Here is a 19,287-nt window from a genome sequence, read left to right as displayed (position 1 = left end):
CAAAGATTTGTCCCCTCTGTATTATTTCTTTTTCAACTCCCTCGACAACCGCATAGCGCAGAAATTCGGCCCGCACATCGTGCAGTATTCCCCGTCTATGTGATGCCCGGCACGGAAATAAGTCTGTGCACGTTCGGGGTCGAGCGAAAGGTCGAACTGGTCTTTCCAGCGGAACTCATAACGCGCCTTGCTCAGCGCATTGTCGCGCACCTGCGCACCGGGATGTCCTTTGGCAAGGTCGGCAGCATGGGCGGCTATCTTGTAGGTAATGACGCCTACGCGCACATCTTCCTTGTCGGGCAATGCCAGATGCTCTTTGGGAGTGACGTAGCACAGCATCGCCGTACCCAGCCAGCCTATTTGCGCTGCGCCGATAGCGGAGGTGATGTGGTCGTAGCCCGGAGCGATGTCCGTAACCAACGGGCCGAGCGTGTAGAACGGGGCGTCGTGGCACTTCTCTATCTGACGTTCCATGTTCTCCTTAATCTTGTGCATGGGCACGTGTCCGGGACCTTCGATGAAAGCCTGCACATTCTTTTCCCAGGCGCGGAGTACCAACTCGCCCATAGTGTCGAGCTCGGCAAACTGGGCTTCGTCGTTGGCATCGTAGGTAGAGCCGGGACGCAGACCGTCGCCCAGGGAGATAGCCACGTCGTACTGCGCCAATATGTCGCAGATGTCGTCGAAATGCTCGTACAGGAAGCTTTCGCGGTCGTGCACCAAACACCATTTGCTCATGATGCTCCCGCCACGGCTCACGATGCCGCACAGACGCTTATCCGCCAGGTGTATGTTGTGCCGGCGGATGCCTGCATGTATGGTGAAGTAATCCACACCCTGCTCGCACTGCTCTATCAGCGTGTCGCGGTACAGCTCCCAACTAAGCTCCTCCACCTTACCCTCTACCTTCTCCAAAGCCTGGTAGATAGGAACCGTGCCCACGGGAACGGGGCAGTTGCGGATAATCCATTCGCGGGTTTCGTGTATGTTTTCTCCCGTAGACAAGTCCATTAGCGTGTCGCCGCCCCATTTGCAGCTCCAGAGCGCCTTCTCCACTTCTTCGTCTATGCTTGAGGTGGTGGCGGAATTGCCGATGTTCGTATTGATTTTCACCAGGAAATTACGGCCTATAATCATCGGCTCGGTTTCGGGGTGATTGATATTAGCGGGAAGCAGCGCACGCCCTGCCGCTATTTCCTGGCGGACGAACTCGGGAGTGATGTGCGTCTGTATCCCCAGCTCGGCACAGTTCATGTTTTCGCGGATAGCCACATACTCCATTTCGGGGGTGATGATGCCCTGCTTGGCATAGTACATCTGCGTGCAGCATTTGCCCTGCTTGGCACGGTAGGGCAGCGAGATGTGCTCGAAGCGCAGGTGGTCGAGCGACTTGTCGTCGCGGCGCATACGGCCGTATTCCGAAGTAATCTCCGGCAGTTGCTCCACGTCGCCGCGGCGCAAAATCCAAGGCTCGCGCAGGCGGGGCAATCCTTTTTTAAGGTCTATTTCTACATTAGGGTCGCTGAACGGGCCGCTGGTGTCGTAAACGTAGATGTCCGGATTGGGGGTAATCACTTTCTCCCCTCCGGCAAAAGTCGTACTGGGCACTTGCTCTACTTTGCGCATAGCTACGCGAAGTTCCGGATAGATAGTTCCCGGCAGATATACTTTCTCTGAACGGGGGAATTTTATTCTCGGTTTCATGTCGGATACAATTTGGTGTAATTTTATTTCTTTTCCTGTTTGGGTGACGTCTTAAACTGTCTTTTCCTTTTTACTAAAACGCCGGAGAAGATTTACTAAAACGTGGGGAGAGATTTACTAAATCGTCGGGAACGTTTTACTAATTCTTTTCTTCACCGCCTGTAATAGTCCGGAGGGCGCCCGGCGCTTTCGGCTGGAAAAAGAGGGCAAAGAGCGTTAGTTGTAAAATAATCGGCTCTCAGTCGTTCAAGAAAGAGGTTAGCGGCGAGCTGGCTTCGGCAACGAAGTTATCCGCCTGCAACCCCAAGCCGGCTTCGTATGCCGCACGTCCGGCTTCTACGGCTTGCTTAAAGGCTTGCGCCATAGCTACGGGATTGCCCGCTACGGCAATGGCGGTATTGACCAGGCAGGCGGAAGCGCCCATTTCCATTGCCTCGGCAGCATGGCTGGGAGCGCCGATACCGGCATCTACCACCACGGGAATGGTTGCCTGCTCGATGATGATACGCAGGAAGTCGCGGGTTTGCAGCCCTTTGTTCGTACCGATAGGGGCGCCCAGCGGCATCACGGTGGCGGCTCCGGCTTCTTCCAGGCGTTTGCAAAGCGTGGGGTCTGCCTGGCAGTAGGGAAGGACTACGAAGCCCAGCTTCACCAGTTCTTCCGTAGCTTTCAGCGTTTCGACGGAGTCGGGAAGAAGGTAGCGCGGGTCGGGATGAATTTCCAGTTTCAGCCAGTTGGTTCCGAACGCCTCGCGCGCCATTTGCGCGGCAAATACGGCTTCCTCGGCATTGCGCACGCCGGAAGTGTTGGGCAGAAGCTGGATATGGGGATGACGGATATGCCGTAGCATGTCGTCTTCCTTGTTGTCCAGCTCTATGCGTTTCATGGCTACCGTTACCATTTCTGTGCCGGATGCCAGAATGGATTGTTCCATGATTTCATTGGAATTGAATTTTCCTGTTCCCAAGAACAGGCGGGAGCCGAATTCGCGTCCCGCAATGATTAATTTCTCCATATCTATATTATTATTGTTTCGTTTTTCGGTAATTGTTTTGTCCGGTCGATTTCTGCAAGTACTCTCCGCATCTCCTCCGCCGGGTTGTCCGCCCGCAGCACAGTGCCCGAAAGGGCGATGCCCGCAACGCCCGTCTGCATGACGGAGGGGATATCGGCGAAGGTTATCCCGCCGATAGCAACGACGGGGAGGGGGATATGCTCTGCCTGCATGCTCCGGATAATCTTTTTATATCCTTCCAGCCCCAGGATAGGGCTTAGTTTCTGCTTGGTCGTGGTGTACCTGAACGGGCCGCAGCCTATGTAATCGGCTCCGCCGAGCCAGTGCAGCTTTACATCTTCATAGGTATTGGCTGTGCCGCCTATGATGTACCCGCTTCCGAGCATGCGGCGCGCTTCGGCAACGGGCATATCGTTCTTGCCCAGGTGTACGCCGTCCGCCCCGATTTCGCGCACCAGCTCCACGTGGTCGTCGATGATGAATACGGCGCCGTGCTCATTGCATAGCCTCCGCACTGCTGCCGCTACGGGTAGTATTTCCTGCCTGCCGGCATCCTTCATGCGCAGTTGTATCCACCGGCAGCCGCCTGCCAGAGCCATACGTGCGGAGTCCAGGTAGGAATACTTTTCCGTATAGTGTGTGATGAACTGAACCTGCTCCATACTCTTATCCTCCGCAGGCTGCTTTAATGATTACGATAGACATGCCTGCGGACAGGGCATAGTCCGCCCACTCCGTACGCGGAACCATGCTGTTGTTCACGGCAACGGCTACGCCATGCGGCGGCAGGGAGAGTTCTGCTGTAAGTTGTAAAAGGGTTGCGGCGGCAGTTTCCACTTCTTTGTTGTTGATTGATACTTTCATTTGTTCGTTCTCCGTTAAGTAAAACAATGGAAGTAAATACAAAGAAGTGTACCGTTGAGGTAAGTTTTTATGAAGAAAATAATATCCAATTCCTACGGCAGTACTAACTGCATCAGGTTCGAGGGTATAATCTCAGCCCGGACGGGCACCCCTTTGTCTTTACGGTGACAAAGGTAAGGGAAAATAGGATATAAAAAACAAATGGAGGGGATTTTTTTTCTGGTAAGGGAGAGTTGGTATGCCGGAATGGAAGTCCCGTAAAGCATCCTTAATTTGAAATTCGAGCACTCTAAAAGACTAAAGAAAGGGTCGTATCATTACTCAAAACGGAGTTTGATACGACCCTTTCAGGTATTATAGTTACAATCCGTAACTTTTAAGAGTAGTCATTTTGGTTTTGACACACTCCCCATTTGTCGTATGGGGTCAGGCTATGCCGTGTGCCGATACGCCGCCTTCTATCTTCTTGATAAGTCCTTGCAGGACTGCACCCGGACCGCATTCGGTAAAGTCGGTAGCGCCGTCGGCAACCATGTTTTTCACGGTCTGCGTCCAGCGTACGGAAGCCGTCAGTTGGGCTACGAGGTTTTTCTTGATTTCAGCGGGGTCGGTGTGGGGCAGGGCGTCCACATTCTGGTAAACCGGGCATTTCGGCGCATGGATTTCGGTAGCGTTGATAGCGGCTTCCAGCTCTACTTTGGCAGGTTCCATTAACGGGGAGTGGAAAGCGCCGCCTACTTTCAGAGGCAGGGCGCGCTTGGCTCCGGCAGCTTTCATCAGCTCGCATGCCTTATTGATACCTTCGATAGAGCCGGAGATAACGATTTGTCCCGGGCAGTTGTAGTTGGCGGCAACGCATACATCGCCTCCGGCGCTTACCTGTGCGCAGATTTCCTCTACTTTCTCGTCCGGCAGGGCTATAATGGCTGCCATAGTGGAGGGCTGTGCCTCGCAAGCTTTCTGCATTGCCATAGCACGGGCATACACCAGTTTCAACCCGTCCTCGAAGCTCAGCGCACCGGCAGCTACCAATGCGGAGAACTCGCCCAGGGAGTGGCCGGCAGTCATCTCGGGCTTGAAATCGTCGCCCATGCAGAGTGCGGAGATTACGGAGTGGAGGAATACGGCGGGCTGCGTTACCTTAGTCTGGCGCAAATCTTCGTCCGTACCGTTGAACATGATATCTGTAATGCGATATCCGAGGATATCATTCGCTTTCTCGAAGAGTTCTTTGGCTAATGCCGAGTTTTCGTACAGGTCTTTTCCCATTCCTACGAACTGGGCGCCTTGACCCGGAAATACAAATGCTTTCATATTTACTCAATTTTAGTGTTTAATTAAAAAAGTGGTGCAAAGGTAGGGGTTTTTCCGGTAATCACCGCACAAACGGGTGTTTTTTGTGCAATGTCCTTTTTTATCCGATGCGTTTGCAGTACAATATGTAGCCTTGCCTTAGGGTGGAGGGGCGCATGCCGAAATCCTTATAAATTAAGCACTTCATAGTTATTGTATCCGCTACGATTACCCATAGCCGTACCTGCCTTGCAGTACATATTGTATTTAGTACGATAACACTGTTAGTTGATATTGTAAAACATACGATATGTAGTAATCTGAAAAATAATGCTTTATAACATCATAAAAATATTCTTTCCGCCTATTGCGAATTAGAAAAACCTCATTATATTTGCAGCGCTTAAACATAAATATTATGCAAAACATGGAACATAACATGCCGCTGGCAAACAATCATATTTCCGTAGATTGTGTAGTGATTGGTTTTGACGGAGAGCAACTGAAAGTTCTGCTGATTAAGCGGGCGGGCGAGGAGGAGGGCGAAATCTTCCACGACATGAAACTGCCCGGCAGCCTGATTTATATGGACGAGGATTTGGACGAGGCAGCCAAGCGGGTGCTGACCGAGCTGACGGGGCTTAAGAATGTGAGCCTGATGCAGTTCAAGGCTTTCGGTTCCAAGAACCGCACTAAAGACCCGAAGGATGTGCATTGGCTGGAGCGTGCCATGCAGTCCAAGGTGGAGCGCATCGTTACGATAGCTTACCTTTCGCTCGTAAAGATAGACCGCACGCTGAACCGCGACCTGGACGATTATATGGCAAGCTGGGTAGCCCTGCCGGATATCAAGGCGCTGGCTTTCGACCATAACCTTATTATAAAGGAGGCAATGACGTACATCCGCCAGTATATCGAGTTCAATCCGTCTTCGCTGTTCGACTTATTGCCGCGCAAATTCACTGCTTCCCAGTTACGCACTTTGTACGAGCTGTTATACGGCAAGCAGATAGACGTGCGTAATTTCCACAAGAAAATTGCCCTTATGGAGTACGTGGTTCCGCTGGAGGAGAAGCAGCAGGGTGTTGCTCACCGGGCGGCACGGTACTACCGCTTCGATAAGAAGATATACAATAAAGTAAGGCGGTGAGAAGGGTATGATTTGAAATCATAAAGTCTCTTTCGAATAGCATGAAGTCTCTTTCGAAAGGAACATGAATTGCAAGAAAGGAACATGAATTATAAATCGTAAATCATATATCTTTAATTATGTATTTATTAGGTTATGACATCGGCAGCTCGTCCGTAAAAGCGAGTTTAGTAAACGCAGAAAGCGGTAAATGCGTATCTTCCGCATTCTTTCCGAAAACGGAAGCGGAGATTATCGCTGTAAAACCGGGTTGGGCAGAACAGAATCCGGAGAATTGGTGGGAAAACCTGAAACTGGCAACGCAGGCTGTATTGGAGGAGTCGCATGCGGATGCGGCGGATATCAAGGCTATCGGCATCTCTTACCAGATGCACGGGTTGGTGTGCGTGGATAAAGAGCAGAAGGTGCTACGTCCTGCAATTATATGGTGCGATTCCAGAGCCGTTCCGTACGGGCAAAAGGCGTTCGAAACGCTGGGAGAGGAGATGTGCCTGTCGCATCTGCTGAATTCTCCGGGTAATTTCACGGCTTCCAAGCTTGCGTGGATAAAGGAGAACGAGCCTTCCGTGTACGAAAGGATATACAAGATTATGTTGCCGGGCGATTACATCGCGATGAAATTGAGCGGCACGATTTGCACTACGGTATCGGGCTTGTCGGAGGGTATGTTCTGGGATTTCAAGAACGGTTGCGTAGCCGATTTCCTGATGAGGTATTACGGTTTCGACCACTCTCTGATAGCCGACATCATGCCTACTTTCTCCGAGCAGGGGCGTGTAAACGCCGCGGCTGCACAGGAGCTGGGCTTGAAGGAGGGTACGCCTATAACGTACCGCGCCGGCGACCAGCCCAACAACGCTCTGTCGCTGAATGTGTTCAACCCCGGCGAAATCGCTTCTACGGCAGGTACGTCGGGAGTGGTTTACGGTGTGAACGGCGAGGTGAATTACGACCCGAAATCGCGCGTCAACACTTTTGCACATGTCAATCATACGGCGGAGCAGACGCGTTTGGGCGTTCTTTTGTGTATCAACGGCACGGGTATTCTCAATTCGTGGATAAAACGTACTGTGGCTCCGGAGGGGATTTCTTACAATGATATGAATGTCCTTGCCGCACAAGCTCCTATCGGTAGTGCGGGTATCAGCATCTTGCCTTTCGGCAACGGCGCCGAACGTATGTTGGAGAACAAGGAGACGGGGTGTTCCGTGCAGGGTATCAACTTCAACCAGCATGGCAAGCAGCATATTATCCGTGCGGCGCAAGAGGGTATCGTGTTCTCCTTTAAATACGGTATCGACATTATGGAGCAAATGGGTATCCCCGTGCAGAAAATCCATGCGGGCAAGGCGAATATGTTCCTCAGCCCGCTATTCCGCGAGACGCTGGCAGGGGTAACGGGAGCGGTAATCGAGCTTTACGATACGGACGGCTCGGTAGGCGCTGCCAAAGGCGCGGGCATAGGCGCGGGTATCTACAAGGACAACAACGAGGCTTTTGCTACGTTGGAGAAGCTGGAAATCATCGAGCCGAAGCCGCGCGACCGCCAGGCTTATGCAGATGCGTATGCGCGTTGGAAGCATTACTTGGAGGAGAGTATGAGGTAATTGCAGAAGATAGTGATACTGTAATAGTACAGAGTGATGCAGCAATTACAGCAGATAGCGGTTGTAGTTGCAACAGATAGCGATACTGTAATGATACTGTAATAGTAACAGATAGCGATGCAGTAATTGCGATTATTTAGAAATAACGAACGGGGGTTTATAAACTGTAAACCGCAGGACATGAATACAATACATTAACCCTTTAAAATAATTAGAATTATGGCAACAAAAGAGTATTTTCCCGGAATAGGAAAAATTAAATTCGAAGGTAAAGAAAGTAAGAACCCTATGGCTTTCCGCTATTACGATGCGGAGAAGGTTATCATGGGTAAGAAGATGAAAGATTGGTTGAAGTTCTCTATGGCATGGTGGCACACGCTCTGCGCAGAAGGCGGCGACCAGTTTGGCGGCGGTACGAAGAAGTTCCCCTGGAACGGTGACCCCGACAAGGTGCAGGCTGCCAAGAATAAAATGGATGCTGGTTTCGAGTTCATGCAGAAAATGGGTATCGAATATTACTGTTTCCACGATGTAGACCTTTGCGAGGAAGCGGACACTATCGAAGAATATGAGGCTAACCTGAAGGCTATCGTGGCTTACGCCAAGCAGAAACAGGCGGAAACAGGTATCAAGCTGTTGTGGGGTACTGCCAACGTATTCGGTCATGCACGTTATATGAACGGTGCTGCCACCAACCCCGATTTCGACGTAGTAGCCCGCGCTGCTGTCCAGATTAAGAATGCTATCGACGCTACTATCGAGCTGGGCGGTTCCAACTATGTGTTCTGGGGCGGACGCGAAGGGTATATGTCTTTGCTGAACACCGACCAGAAGCGTGAGAAGGAACACTTGGCACAGATGTTGACTATTGCCCGCGACTATGCCCGTGCCCGCGGCTTCAAGGGTACGTTCCTCATCGAACCGAAGCCTATGGAGCCGACCAAGCATCAGTACGATGTGGATACCGAGACGGTTATCGGCTTCTTGAAGGCTCACAATCTGGATAAGGATTTCAAGGTGAATATCGAAGTGAACCATGCCACTCTTGCCGGCCATACGTTCGAACACGAACTTGCGGTAGCCGTGGATAACGGTATGCTGGGCTCTATCGACGCTAACCGCGGCGACTACCAGAATGGCTGGGATACCGACCAGTTCCCTATCGACAACTACGAACTGACACAGGCTATGATGCAGGTTATCCGCAACGGTGGTTTCGGTAACGGCGGTACGAACTTCGACGCCAAGACGCGCCGTAACTCTACCGACCTGGAGGATATTTTCATCGCTCACATCGCCGGCATGGATGTAATGGCTCGTGCGCTGGAGAGTGCTGCGAAGTTGCTCGAGGAGTCTCCGTACAAGAAAATGCTTGCAGAGCGTTATGCTTCGTTCGACAGCGGCAAGGGTAAGGAGTTCGAGGAAGGCAAGCTGACGCTGGAAGATGTGGTTGCTTATGCCAAGGCTAACGGTGAGCCGAAACAAACCAGCGGTAAGCAGGAATTGTACGAGGCAATCGTAAATATGTATTGCTGATAACCGGTAATCGGTGATTAGTGTTTCAGTGATTTGCTTGCATCGCTTGCGGCTTTCCGGCGCGGCTTTATGAACAAATCACTGATTCATTAATCACTATCGTTGTTTATTTCCCCCTAATCTAATTATATCATGAATTATACAGAAAAAGGTAGTAAAATCTATCTCTTCTCTATCGTACTCGTAGCTGTTATCGGCGGCTTGCTTTTCGGTTACGATACGGCGGTTATCTCCGGCGCCGAAAAAGGGCTTCAGGCGTTTTTTATGGGAGCCGATTTCGAATACACAGACGCGATTCACGGCATCACTTCGTCCAGTGCACTGATAGGTTGTATCATAGGTAGTGCCATTTCCGGCTTTTTCGCCTCCAGGCTGGGGCGTAAAAATTCGCTGTTTCTGGCGGGTATATTGTTTTTCCTGTCGGCAATGGGTTCGTATTATCCCGAGTTCTTGTTCTTTGAGCACGGTGTTCCTTCTTATCCGCTTTTGATTGCGTTCAACTTTTACCGTGTATTGGGAGGTGTGGGCGTAGGGCTGGCATCGGCTATCTGCCCGATGTATATCGCCGAGATAGCTCCGAGCAATATCCGCGGTACGCTGGTGTCGTGGAATCAGTTTGCCATTATCTTCGGTCAGTTGGTGGTTTACTTCGTGAATTTCCTGATTTTGGGCAGTCATGCCAATCCGGTGATAGACTTGGTGAACGGTGTAAATCAGATAATGAATCCCGAGGCTGCGGCATGGACTACGGAAACCGGCTGGCGCCTGATGTTCGTCAGCGAGGCTGTGCCTGCCGGTCTGTTCGCCTTGCTGGTATTGCTGGTTCCCGAGACGCCGCGTTATCTCGCCATGTCGGGCAAGGATGAGAAGGCGCTGAATGTGTTGAGCCGTATCAACGGTGCGGCGCAGGCCAAGGTTATCCTGGCGGAAATCAAGGCTACTACCGAGGAAAAGACCGAAAGGTTGTTTACTTACGGCTGGATGGTTATCTTCATCGGTATCATGTTGAGTGTATTCCAGCAGGCTGTGGGTATCAATGCCGTGCTTTATTTCGCTCCGCGCATATTCGATACAATGGGTATGGCTAACCCGATGGTGCAGACTGTGCTTATGGGTGTCGTGAACATCTTGTTTACTTTGCTGGCTGTATTCACCGTCGAGAAATGGGGGCGTAAGCCGTTGCTTATTTCCGGTTCTATCGGTATGGCGGTGGGTGCGTTCGGCGTAGCGCTCTGCAACATAGTAACGGGGCTTCCTGCCGTGGTATCTGTTATCAGCATTATGATTTACAGTGCTTCGTTTATGTTCAGTTGGGGTCCTATCTGCTGGGTGCTGATTGCCGAAATCTTCCCGAATACTATTCGCGGCGCGGCAGTGGCTATCGCTGTGGCGTTCCAGTGGATTTTCAACTTCATCGTTTCATCTACTTTCCTGCCTATGTACAATATGCGGCTGGGAGAAATGGGCGATAAGTTCGGCCATATGTTTGCATATGCTCTTTATGGCATCATCTGTGTGGTAGCCGCTATCTTCGTATGGAAGCTTGTGCCCGAAACGAAGGGAAAGACTTTGGAGGATATGACTAAGCTCTGGAAGAAAAAGAAAAACAGTTGAGTAGTCCGGAAGAGGGATTAGAGATTGGATATGGAAGATTAGAGGCTATGCGGTTCGGGGAACGGACATCGCATGGCCTTTAATTTTTCTTGAAAAAAATATTGCCGGAAAAACGAATGTGCGGGTAAAAACGTAACTTTGCGCCGTTTAAAATCAATAAGGTAACGACACAGATTATGGACGAAATGAAAATCAATAAGGTGCAGATTCGTAATTTGCAGATAGATGATTACGACCAGTTGGCGCAGTCATTCACGCGTGTTTATTCGGACGGCAGCGATGTGTTCTGGACACACAAGCAGATAGAAAAGCTTATCCGTATTTTTCCGGAGGGGCAGATTGTGACAGTGGTGGATGAGAAGATTGTGGGGTGCGCTCTTTCCATTATCGTGAATTATGATGATGTGAAGAACGATCATACTTATGCCCAGGTTACGGGGAAGGAGACTTTCAACACGCACAATCCGCAGGGGAACATTCTCTACGGTATCGAGGTGTTTATCCACCCTCAATATCGCGGGCTGCGCCTGGCACGCCGTATGTATGAGTACCGTAAGGAAATATGCGAAACGCTGAACTTGAAGGCTATCATGTTCGGCGGGCGTATCCCGAACTATCATAAGTATGCCGACCATATGCGTCCGAAGGAGTATATCGACAAGGTAAGACAGAAGGAGATATACGACCCGGTGCTGACGTTCCAACTGAGCAATGATTTCCATGTGCGTAAGGTGATGCGCAATTATTTGCCCAACGACGAGGAGTCCAAGCATTATGCTTGTCTCTTGCAATGGGACAATATTTATTATCAACCGCCCACGCAGGAGTATATCAGCCCCAAGACTACGGTGCGCGTAGGGCTGGTGCAGTGGCAGATGCGTACTTACAAGACGCTGGACGACTTGTTCGAGCAGGTGGAGTTTTTCGTGGATGCCGTATCGGACTATAAGAGCGACTTCGTGCTTTTCCCCGAATACTTCAACGCGCCGTTAATGGCAAAGTTCAATAATGAGGGCGAATCGGAGGCTATCCGCGGGCTTGCCGCTTATACCGACGAGATAAGGGAGCGTTTCGTGAAGCTGGCTATCAGTTACAATATCAATATCATTACGGGTAGTATGCCTCTTATCAAGGAGGACGGGCGTTTGTATAACGTGGGGTTCCTATGCCGCCGCGACGGGACTTACGAAATGTACGAAAAGATACATGTTACTCCCGACGAGATAAAGAGCTGGGGGTTGAGCGGCGGCAAATCTCTGCAAACGTTCGATACGGATTGTGCGAAAATCGGTGTGCTGATATGTTATGATGTGGAATTTCCGGAGCTGTCGCGTATCATGGCAGACCAGGGGATGCAGATATTGTTCGTTCCGTTCCTTACCGATACGCAGAATGCTTACTCGCGCGTTAAGGTGTGCGCTCATGCCCGCGCTATCGAGAACGAGTGTTTCGTAGTCATAGCCGGCAGTGTGGGCAATCTGCCCCGGGTACACAATATGGATATACAGTATGCCCAGTCGGGTGTGTTCACTCCCTGCGACTTCGCTTTCCCTACCGACGGCAAACGTGCCGAGGCGACTCCGAATACGGAGATGATTCTCGTGTCCGACGTAGACTTGGATTTGCTGAACGAGTTGCATACTTACGGCAGTGTCCGTAACCTGAAAGACCGCCGGAGCGATTTATATGAGGTGAAAATGAAGAAGTAAAAAACGGGCTTGACGCCGGTCATGCGGATTGACGCGGATTTTACTTATTAAATTTATCTTCTCAAAAATCTCTTTTCTCTAACTTTTTTGTAAATTTGCACCCTTAAAACAAGGAGGATAGCTCCGGCGTGCCGGAAAGCCCCGGGCTATCCCTGAGAGTAGTAAATCGTAAATAGTCAAATCGTAAATATCAAAATGGGTAAGAAGTTTGCCGAATATTCAAAGTTTGACCTTTCGGAAGTAAACAAGGAAGTGTTGAAGAAATGGGACGAAAACGGGGTTTTCGCCAAGAGTATGACAGAACGTGAAGGTTGTCCTTCTTTCGTGTTTTTCGAAGGGCCTCCCTCCGCCAACGGTATGCCGGGCATCCACCATGTAATGGCTCGCTCCATTAAGGATATTTTCTGCCGCTACAAGACCATGAAGGGTTTCCAGGTGAAGCGTAAGGCGGGCTGGGACACGCACGGGCTTCCTGTGGAGCTGGGTGTGGAGAAGGCGTTGGGCATTACCAAAGAGGATATCGGTAAGACTATCTCCGTAGCCGAATATAATGCCGCCTGCCGCAAGGATGTGATGAAGTTCACCAAAGAGTGGGAGGACTTGACGCATAGAATGGGTTATTGGGTGGATATGCAAGACCCGTACATCACTTATGATAACCGTTACATCGAGACGTTGTGGTGGCTGCTGAAACAGCTCCATAAAAAAGGGTTGCTGTACAAAGGATATACCATACAGCCGTATTCTCCGGCAGCAGGTACGGGGTTGAGTTCGCACGAGCTGAACCAGCCCGGCTGTTACCGCGATGTAAAGGATACTACCGTAGTAGGGCAGTTCAGGATGAAGAACCCGAAGCCCGAAATGGCGGAATGGGGTACTCCTTATTTCCTGGCATGGACTACCACGCCGTGGACGTTGCCTTCGAACACGGCTCTTTGCGTAGGTCCGAAAATTGACTATGTAGCCGTACAGACCTACAACGGTTATACGGGTGAGAAGATAACCGTAGTACTTGCCAAGGCTTTGCTATATACTCACTTCAACAAAAAAGCGGAAGAGCTTGCATTAGAGGATTATAAGCCGGGTGATAAGCTTATCCCGTTCAAGGTGGTAGGCGAGTACAAGGGGCCGGACTTGGCAGGTATGGAATACGAACAGCTTATTCCGTGGGTGAAGCCGGTGGATGTGGATAATGACGGTAATTGGAGCGTCAGCAACAAGGGGTTCCGCGTTATCCTGGGCGATTATGTAACCACTGAGGACGGTACGGGTATCGTGCACATCGCCCCGACATTCGGTGCGGACGATGCTTTCGTAGCCCGTGCAGCCGGTATTCCTTCCTTGTTTATGATTAACAAGCGCGGTGAAACCCGCCCAATGGTAGACCTTACCGGTAAGTTTTACCTGCTGGACGAGCTGGACGAGAAGTTCGTAAAGGAGTGTGTTGATGTAGATGCTTACAAGGAATATCAGGGACGTTGGGTGAAAAATGCCTACGACCCGCAATTTACCGTGGACGGCAAGTACGACGAGAAGGCTGCGCAGGCTGCCGAGACGCTCGACATCTATATCTGTATGATGATGAAAGCCGCTAACCAGGCATTCAAGATAGAGAAGCATGTACATAACTATCCGCACTGCTGGCGTACGGACAAACCGGTATTGTACTATCCGCTGGATAGCTGGTTTATCCGCAGTACTGCCTGCAAGGAGCGTATGATAGAGCTGAACAAGACCATAAACTGGAAGCCGGAGAGTACGGGTACGGGACGTTTCGGCAAGTGGTTGGAGAACTTGAACGACTGGAACCTGAGCCGTTCGCGCTACTGGGGTACTCCGTTACCTATCTGGCGCACGGAGGACGGCAGCGGGGAGAAGTGTATCGAATCCGTAGAGGAGCTTTACAACGAGATAGAGAAATCCGTTGCAGCCGGGCTGATGACTTCCAATCCTTATAAGGAGAAAGGTTTCCAGCCGGGTGTGTACACGCAGGAGAATTATGACAGGATAGACCTCCACCGTCCGTATGTGGACGATATCGTCCTCGTTTCCGAGGAGGGCAAGCCTATGAAGCGCGAATCGGATTTGATTGACGTATGGTTCGATTCCGGCTCCATGCCGTATGCACAGATTCATTATCCGTTCGAAAACAAGGAGTTGCTGGACAGCCACCAGGTATATCCCGCCGATTTCATTGCGGAGGGCGTAGACCAGACGCGCGGCTGGTTCTTCACGCTGCATGCTATCGCCACAATGGTGTTCGACAGTGTATCGTATAAGGCTGTTATCTCGAACGGTCTGGTGCTCGACAAGAACGGCAACAAGATGTCGAAGCGCCTGGGTAATGCGGTAGACCCGTTCTCGACTATCGAGAAGTATGGTTCCGACCCCTTGCGCTGGTACATGATAACCAATTCTTCTCCGTGGGACAACTTGAAGTTCGACGTTGACGGGGTAGAGGAGGTGCGCCGTAAGTTCTTCGGGACTTTATATAATACGTATTCTTTCTTCGCCCTCTATGCCAATGTGGACGGTTTCGAATACAAGGAAGCCGATGTGCCTATGGCGGAACGTCCGGAGATAGACCGCTGGATTCTTTCCGTGCTGAACACGCTGGTGAAGGATGTGGACTACTGTTACAACGAATACGAGCCTACCAAAGCCGGACGATTGATTTCGGACTTCGTAAACGATAACTTGTCCAACTGGTATGTACGCCTGAACCGTAAACGTTTCTGGGGCGGTGGTATGACGCAAGACAAGTTGTCTGCTTTCCAGACGCTCTATACCTGTCTGGAAACCGTAGCCAAGCTAATGGCGCCTATCGCTCCGTTCTATGCCGATATGCTTTATTCGGACTTGATAGCTGTAACCGGACGCGATAACGTGGTTTCCGTTCATCTGGCTAAGTTCCCCGAATGCAGGGAGGAAATGATAGATAAGGAGCTGGAAGCGCGTATGCAAATGGCACAGGATGTTACGTCTATGGTATTGGCTTTGCGCCGCAAAGTGAATATCAAGGTACGCCAGCCGTTGCAGTGTATCATGATTCCGGTGGTGGACGAGGAGCAGCGCGCCCACATCGAAGCCGTAAAGGCGCTTATCATGAACGAGGTGAACGTAAAGGAAATCCGGTTTGTGGACGGCGCCGCCGGCGTGCTGGTGAAGAAGGTGAAATGCGACTTCAAGAAGCTGGGTCCGAAGTTCGGCAAGCAGATGAAAGCCGTTGCCGCCGCCGTTGCCCAGATGTCGCAGGAGGCTATCGCCGAGCTGGAAAAGAACGGTTCTTATACCCTGAAAGCGGATGATGCGGAAGTTGTGATAGAGACATCCGACGTAGAAATATTCAGTGAGGATATTCCGGGCTGGCTGGTTGCCAATGAGGGTAAGCTGACCGTGGCGCTGGAGGTTACCATTACCGAGGCGTTGCGCCGCGAAGGTATTGCCCGCGAACTGGTGAACCGTATCCAGAATATACGCAAATCGAGCGGTTTCGAGATAACGGACAAAATAAAGATTACATTATCAAAAAATCCGCAAACAGATGATGCGGTAAACGAATATAAAGACTATATTTGTAACCAGGTTTTAGGAACCTCACTGACGCTGGCAGAGGGCGTGGAAAGCGGTACGGAATTGGAGTTCGACGATTTCAAGCTGTATGTGGGCGTTGTAAAGGAATAAATTATTAATACTAACGATTAAACACGTAAAGTTATGGCAGAAAAGACAAGATACTCGGATGCTGAATTGGAAGAATTCCGCGCCATTATTATGGAAAAACTGGAGTTGGCACAACGTGATTATGAATTGTTGAAAGCCAGCCTGACCGGTGCAGACGGTAACGATACCGACGATACATCCCCGACGTATAAAGTACTGGAAGAGGGAGCCAACACTCTGTCTAAGGAGGAAACGACGCGTCTGGCGCAGCGCCAGTTGAAGTTTATCCAGGGGTTGCAGGCCGCTTTGGTACGTATCGAGAACAAGACGTACGGTATCTGCCGCGAAACGGGTAAACTGATTCCTGCCGAGCGTCTGCGTGCAGTGCCTCATGCTACATTGAGCATCGAAGCTAAAAACAACGGCAAGAAATAAGGATGAAGAGTTTTCTCACGAAAGGGCAGGTGGCCTTGCTCGTTATTTTCTCGGTACTGATTATCGACCAGGTGATTAAGGTGATTGTCAAAACGCATATGTATTGGCATGAGAGCATACGTATCACGGATTGGTTTTATATCTATTTCACCGAAAACAACGGTATGGCTTTCGGGATGGAGATATTCGGGAAGTTGTTCCTCACTTCATTTCGGATTATTGCGGTAGGCGCAATAGGGTGGTTCCTGTACAAGTGCATAAAGCATGGAATGAAAACGGGATTTATCGTCTGCGTATCGCTTATCCTGACGGGGGCATTGGGCAATATCATCGACAGCGTGTTCTACGGGGTGCTGTTCAATGAAAGCACGTATTCGCAACTGGCTACGTTTATGCCGGAGGGCGGCGGGTATGCCCCGTTATTCTACGGCAAGGTGGTGGATATGTTTTATTTCCCCATTATCGAAACCGACTGGCCTGAATGGATGCCGTTCATAGGCGGAAATCATTTCATCTTTTTCAGTCCGATTTTCAACTTCGCCGATGCTGCAATCAGTTGCGGAATCATAGCCTTGCTGCTGTTTTACAGTAAATATTTGAATGATTCCTATCATGTTATAAAGAAATCATGAAAAGGAAGAACCGGATTCAATGGTATAGCGTAATCCTTCTGGCGTTCGGCATGGCGGCGTGTCAGGTGAAAAGACCCGATACGGTCATACCGGACGCCAAAATGGAGAATGTGCTTTACGACTTCCACATTGCAAAGGCAATGGGAGAGGAAGTGCCTTACAGCGAAAGTTATAAGCGTGTGCTGTACATTGAATCGGTTTATAGGAAACACGGCATTACCAAAGCCGATTTCGACACTTCCATGGTGTGGTATGCCCGCCACCCGGATGCTCTCACAAAAGTCTACGAAAAGGTGAACGCGCGGCTGAAAGCCGAAAGGGACGGTATCAATCACCTGATTGCCCTGCGCGACAACAAGCCCAAGGAGTCTCTACCGGGCGACAGTGTCGATGTATGGATAGGGCGGCGCATCTATCACCTGTCCGGCGCGCCGCTGGGTAACAAGCTGACTTTCACGCTTCCTTCGGATACCAACTTCAAGGATAGGGATACCCTTAGGTGGACGGTGCGTTTCCGCTTCCTGAACGGAACGCCCGACAGCTTGCATGCCCCATTAATGGCTATGCAGGTTCTTTATGCCAAGGATACGCTGAACGGTATGCTGAAAGTAAAGCGGTCGGGAACGGAAACCGTTTCATTGTTCGCCGATACGCTGGGAGAGATAAAGGAAATACGAGGCTTTATCTATTATCCTGCACAGAAACCGGTACAAGATGTATTGGCAGACCGAATCAGCCTGATGCGTTATCATGCAACGGATACTTTGTTCGATGCAAAGAAAGACAGCCTCGAAACCGGCGGCAAGGCGGTGAAGAAGGATTCGGTTCCGGATAAGTCCAAGCCTGTGGAATTGAAGAAACCGGATGAAAGGAAAGAGAATGTCCGCCGCCCGGAAGGACGTCCCCGTCCGCACTTACGCCCCATTACCGAAAAGAAATGAAACGGTTTGCCTCGCACTTCGTATTCCTGCCTGCATACGGCGGCTATCTCAAGCAGTATGCAGTAGAGACGGAAGGGGGAACAGCCGTACGCCTGTTTCCGCTGACGGAAGAAGTGGAGGATGTGGAATGGCTGCCGGGCGCAATCGCCCTCTTGTCGCAAAATGAATTGAAAGAGCTCGGTACGAATACTGCCTCAATAAAATTTCCCCGGAATTTACTGGCTGCTCCTCCGCACCCTGCGGACGGAGGGTACGGGTTATTCCCCGTTTATTTCTCCGGTTTCGATATTACAACGATGCTGCCTGCCGCCGGAACTCGGCACAGACAACTGCCGTAGCAATGGCGACGTTCAACGATTCGGAGGTTTCGCGCTCCGGCGGATAGTTAGGTATATAGAGTTTCCGGTTGATAAGCCGCTTCACTTCGTTGCCTATGCCGTTGCCCTCATTTCCCATGACTATCAGCCCGTGGGCGGAAAGCGGTTGCGTATATATGTTTTCACCGTCCAGGAAAGTGCCGTACACGGGTATGTCTGCCAGTGAGCCAATGAGTTCGGGCAGGGGAGTGTAATGCAGTTTCACCCGCGCGATGCCTCCCATAGTAGCTTGTACGGTTTTGGGGTTATAGACGTCCACCGTATTGGGTGAGCAGAAGATATGTTCGATTCCGAACCAGTCGGCAAGGCGGACGATAGTTCCCAGGTTACCGGGGTCTTGCACATCGTCCAGTGCCAAACAGAGGGAGCGGCTTATTACGGAAGTATCCGTCGCCTCGTCCGGCTGCTCAAAAACCGCCAGCACTTGTTGGGGAGTTTTCAGCAAACTGGCACGTGCGAGTTCTTCTTCGGAGACTTCGGCCACATCGTCCGCCGGTATATGTCCGTGTACGGAGAGCCACCCGGCGGTTGCAGCCAGGAAACGGCAATGGAAGCGCCCCAGCAAGTCGCCTACCAGTTTAGGTCCCTCTGCTAAAAACACTTTATCGGCTTTACGGTTCTTTTTCAACTCCAACGAACGGATGTATTTAATACGATTCTTGCTTAATGCCATAAGTTGTTCGGTTTTATTTGGCAAAAGTACACGATTATTTCTATATTTGCAGTAATTTATGCGCAATTAATAAC

General features: G+C 50.6%; 16 protein-coding genes and 1 riboswitch. Of the genes, 10 read left to right on the top strand and 6 right to left on the bottom strand.

What is annotated here, in order from left to right:
* Window positions 1–21: 21 nt before the first annotated feature.
* The 5 genes from thiC to fabD all read right to left on the bottom strand — a co-directional run bounded on the left by thiC (window position 22) and on the right by fabD (window position 4,897).
* On the bottom strand, window positions 22–1,704 hold the full coding sequence (gene thiC, locus C233_RS0106185) for a phosphomethylpyrimidine synthase ThiC (RefSeq protein WP_018666721.1): 1,683 nt from the start codon (window positions 1,702–1,704) through the stop codon (window positions 22–24).
* A 238-nt stretch (window positions 1,705–1,942) separates the two neighbouring features.
* Window positions 1,943–2,719, bottom strand: a complete 777-nt coding sequence (locus C233_RS0106180; RefSeq protein ID WP_018666720.1) for a thiazole synthase — start codon at window positions 2,717–2,719, stop codon at window positions 1,943–1,945.
* A gap of 2 nt (window positions 2,720–2,721) precedes the next feature.
* Window positions 2,722–3,381 (bottom strand): thiamine phosphate synthase, encoded by a 660-nt coding sequence (locus tag C233_RS0106175; protein ID WP_018666719.1) that lies wholly within the window; start codon window positions 3,379–3,381, stop codon window positions 2,722–2,724.
* 4 nt (window positions 3,382–3,385) lie between these two features.
* Window positions 3,386–3,583: a sulfur carrier protein ThiS gene (gene thiS / locus C233_RS0106170; protein WP_025068733.1), complete on the bottom strand. Its 198-nt coding sequence runs from the start codon at window positions 3,581–3,583 to the stop codon at window positions 3,386–3,388.
* A 72-nt stretch (window positions 3,584–3,655) separates the two neighbouring features.
* Window positions 3,656–3,746, bottom strand: a riboswitch (TPP riboswitch).
* Window positions 3,747–4,009: 263 nt separating this feature from the next.
* Window positions 4,010–4,897 carry an ACP S-malonyltransferase gene (gene fabD / locus C233_RS0106165; RefSeq protein WP_018666717.1) on the bottom strand — a complete coding sequence of 296 codons (888 nt, stop codon included), beginning with the start codon at window positions 4,895–4,897 and terminating at the stop codon, window positions 4,010–4,012.
* A gap of 397 nt (window positions 4,898–5,294) precedes the next feature.
* Between fabD and C233_RS0106160 the strand changes: the two genes are divergently transcribed.
* From C233_RS0106160 to C233_RS0106115, 10 genes are all read left to right on the top strand, one after another.
* Window positions 5,295–6,026 carry an NUDIX hydrolase gene (locus C233_RS0106160; protein WP_018666716.1) on the top strand — a complete coding sequence of 244 codons (732 nt, stop codon included), beginning with the start codon at window positions 5,295–5,297 and terminating at the stop codon, window positions 6,024–6,026.
* Window positions 6,027–6,145: 119 nt separating this feature from the next.
* The gene (locus C233_RS0106155) at window positions 6,146–7,633 is read left to right on the top strand and encodes a xylulokinase (RefSeq protein ID WP_018666715.1); all 1,488 of its coding nucleotides are present in this window, start codon (window positions 6,146–6,148) and stop codon (window positions 7,631–7,633) included.
* A 219-nt stretch (window positions 7,634–7,852) separates the two neighbouring features.
* Window positions 7,853–9,169 carry a xylose isomerase gene (xylA, locus tag C233_RS0106150; RefSeq protein ID WP_018666714.1) on the top strand — a complete coding sequence of 439 codons (1,317 nt, stop codon included), beginning with the start codon at window positions 7,853–7,855 and terminating at the stop codon, window positions 9,167–9,169.
* A gap of 132 nt (window positions 9,170–9,301) precedes the next feature.
* Window positions 9,302–10,783: a D-xylose transporter XylE gene (gene xylE / locus C233_RS0106145; RefSeq protein WP_018666713.1), complete on the top strand. Its 1,482-nt coding sequence runs from the start codon at window positions 9,302–9,304 to the stop codon at window positions 10,781–10,783.
* 176 nt (window positions 10,784–10,959) lie between these two features.
* Window positions 10,960–12,492: a carbon-nitrogen hydrolase family protein gene (locus C233_RS0106140; RefSeq protein ID WP_018666712.1), complete on the top strand. Its 1,533-nt coding sequence runs from the start codon at window positions 10,960–10,962 to the stop codon at window positions 12,490–12,492.
* Between the two features lie 195 nt (window positions 12,493–12,687).
* Window positions 12,688–16,176: an isoleucine--tRNA ligase gene (gene ileS, locus C233_RS0106135; protein ID WP_018666711.1), complete on the top strand. Its 3,489-nt coding sequence runs from the start codon at window positions 12,688–12,690 to the stop codon at window positions 16,174–16,176.
* Window positions 16,177–16,209: 33 nt separating this feature from the next.
* Window positions 16,210–16,590, top strand: a complete 381-nt coding sequence (locus C233_RS0106130) for a TraR/DksA family transcriptional regulator (protein WP_004290962.1) — start codon at window positions 16,210–16,212, stop codon at window positions 16,588–16,590.
* A 2-nt stretch (window positions 16,591–16,592) separates the two neighbouring features.
* Entirely contained in the window at window positions 16,593–17,222 is a 630-nt protein-coding gene (locus C233_RS0106125) for a lipoprotein signal peptidase (protein ID WP_018666710.1), read from the top strand.
* Window positions 17,219–18,163, top strand: a complete 945-nt coding sequence (locus C233_RS0106120) for a DUF4296 domain-containing protein (protein ID WP_018666709.1) — start codon at window positions 17,219–17,221, stop codon at window positions 18,161–18,163. The genes C233_RS0106125 and C233_RS0106120 overlap by 4 nt, the downstream gene beginning before the upstream one ends.
* Entirely contained in the window at window positions 18,160–18,501 is a 342-nt protein-coding gene (locus C233_RS0106115) for a hypothetical protein (RefSeq protein WP_018666708.1), read from the top strand. Before C233_RS0106120 ends, C233_RS0106115 begins: the two co-directional genes overlap by 4 nt.
* On the opposite strand, the gene C233_RS0106110 is transcribed toward C233_RS0106115, so the two are convergent.
* A complete protein-coding gene (locus C233_RS0106110; RefSeq protein WP_018666707.1) occupies window positions 18,452–19,213 on the bottom strand; it encodes an RNA methyltransferase in 762 nt (253 codons plus the stop codon). The two genes, C233_RS0106115 and C233_RS0106110, sit on opposite strands and share 50 nt — an antisense overlap.
* Window positions 19,214–19,287: the final 74 nt, after the last annotated feature.

The sequence above is a fragment of the Bacteroides gallinarum DSM 18171 = JCM 13658 genome (assembly GCF_000374365.1).
Taxonomy (GTDB): domain Bacteria; phylum Bacteroidota; class Bacteroidia; order Bacteroidales; family Bacteroidaceae; genus Bacteroides; species Bacteroides gallinarum.
The sequence above is the reverse complement of the archived record's forward strand: the minus strand, read 5'-3'. Positions and strand labels throughout refer to the sequence as shown.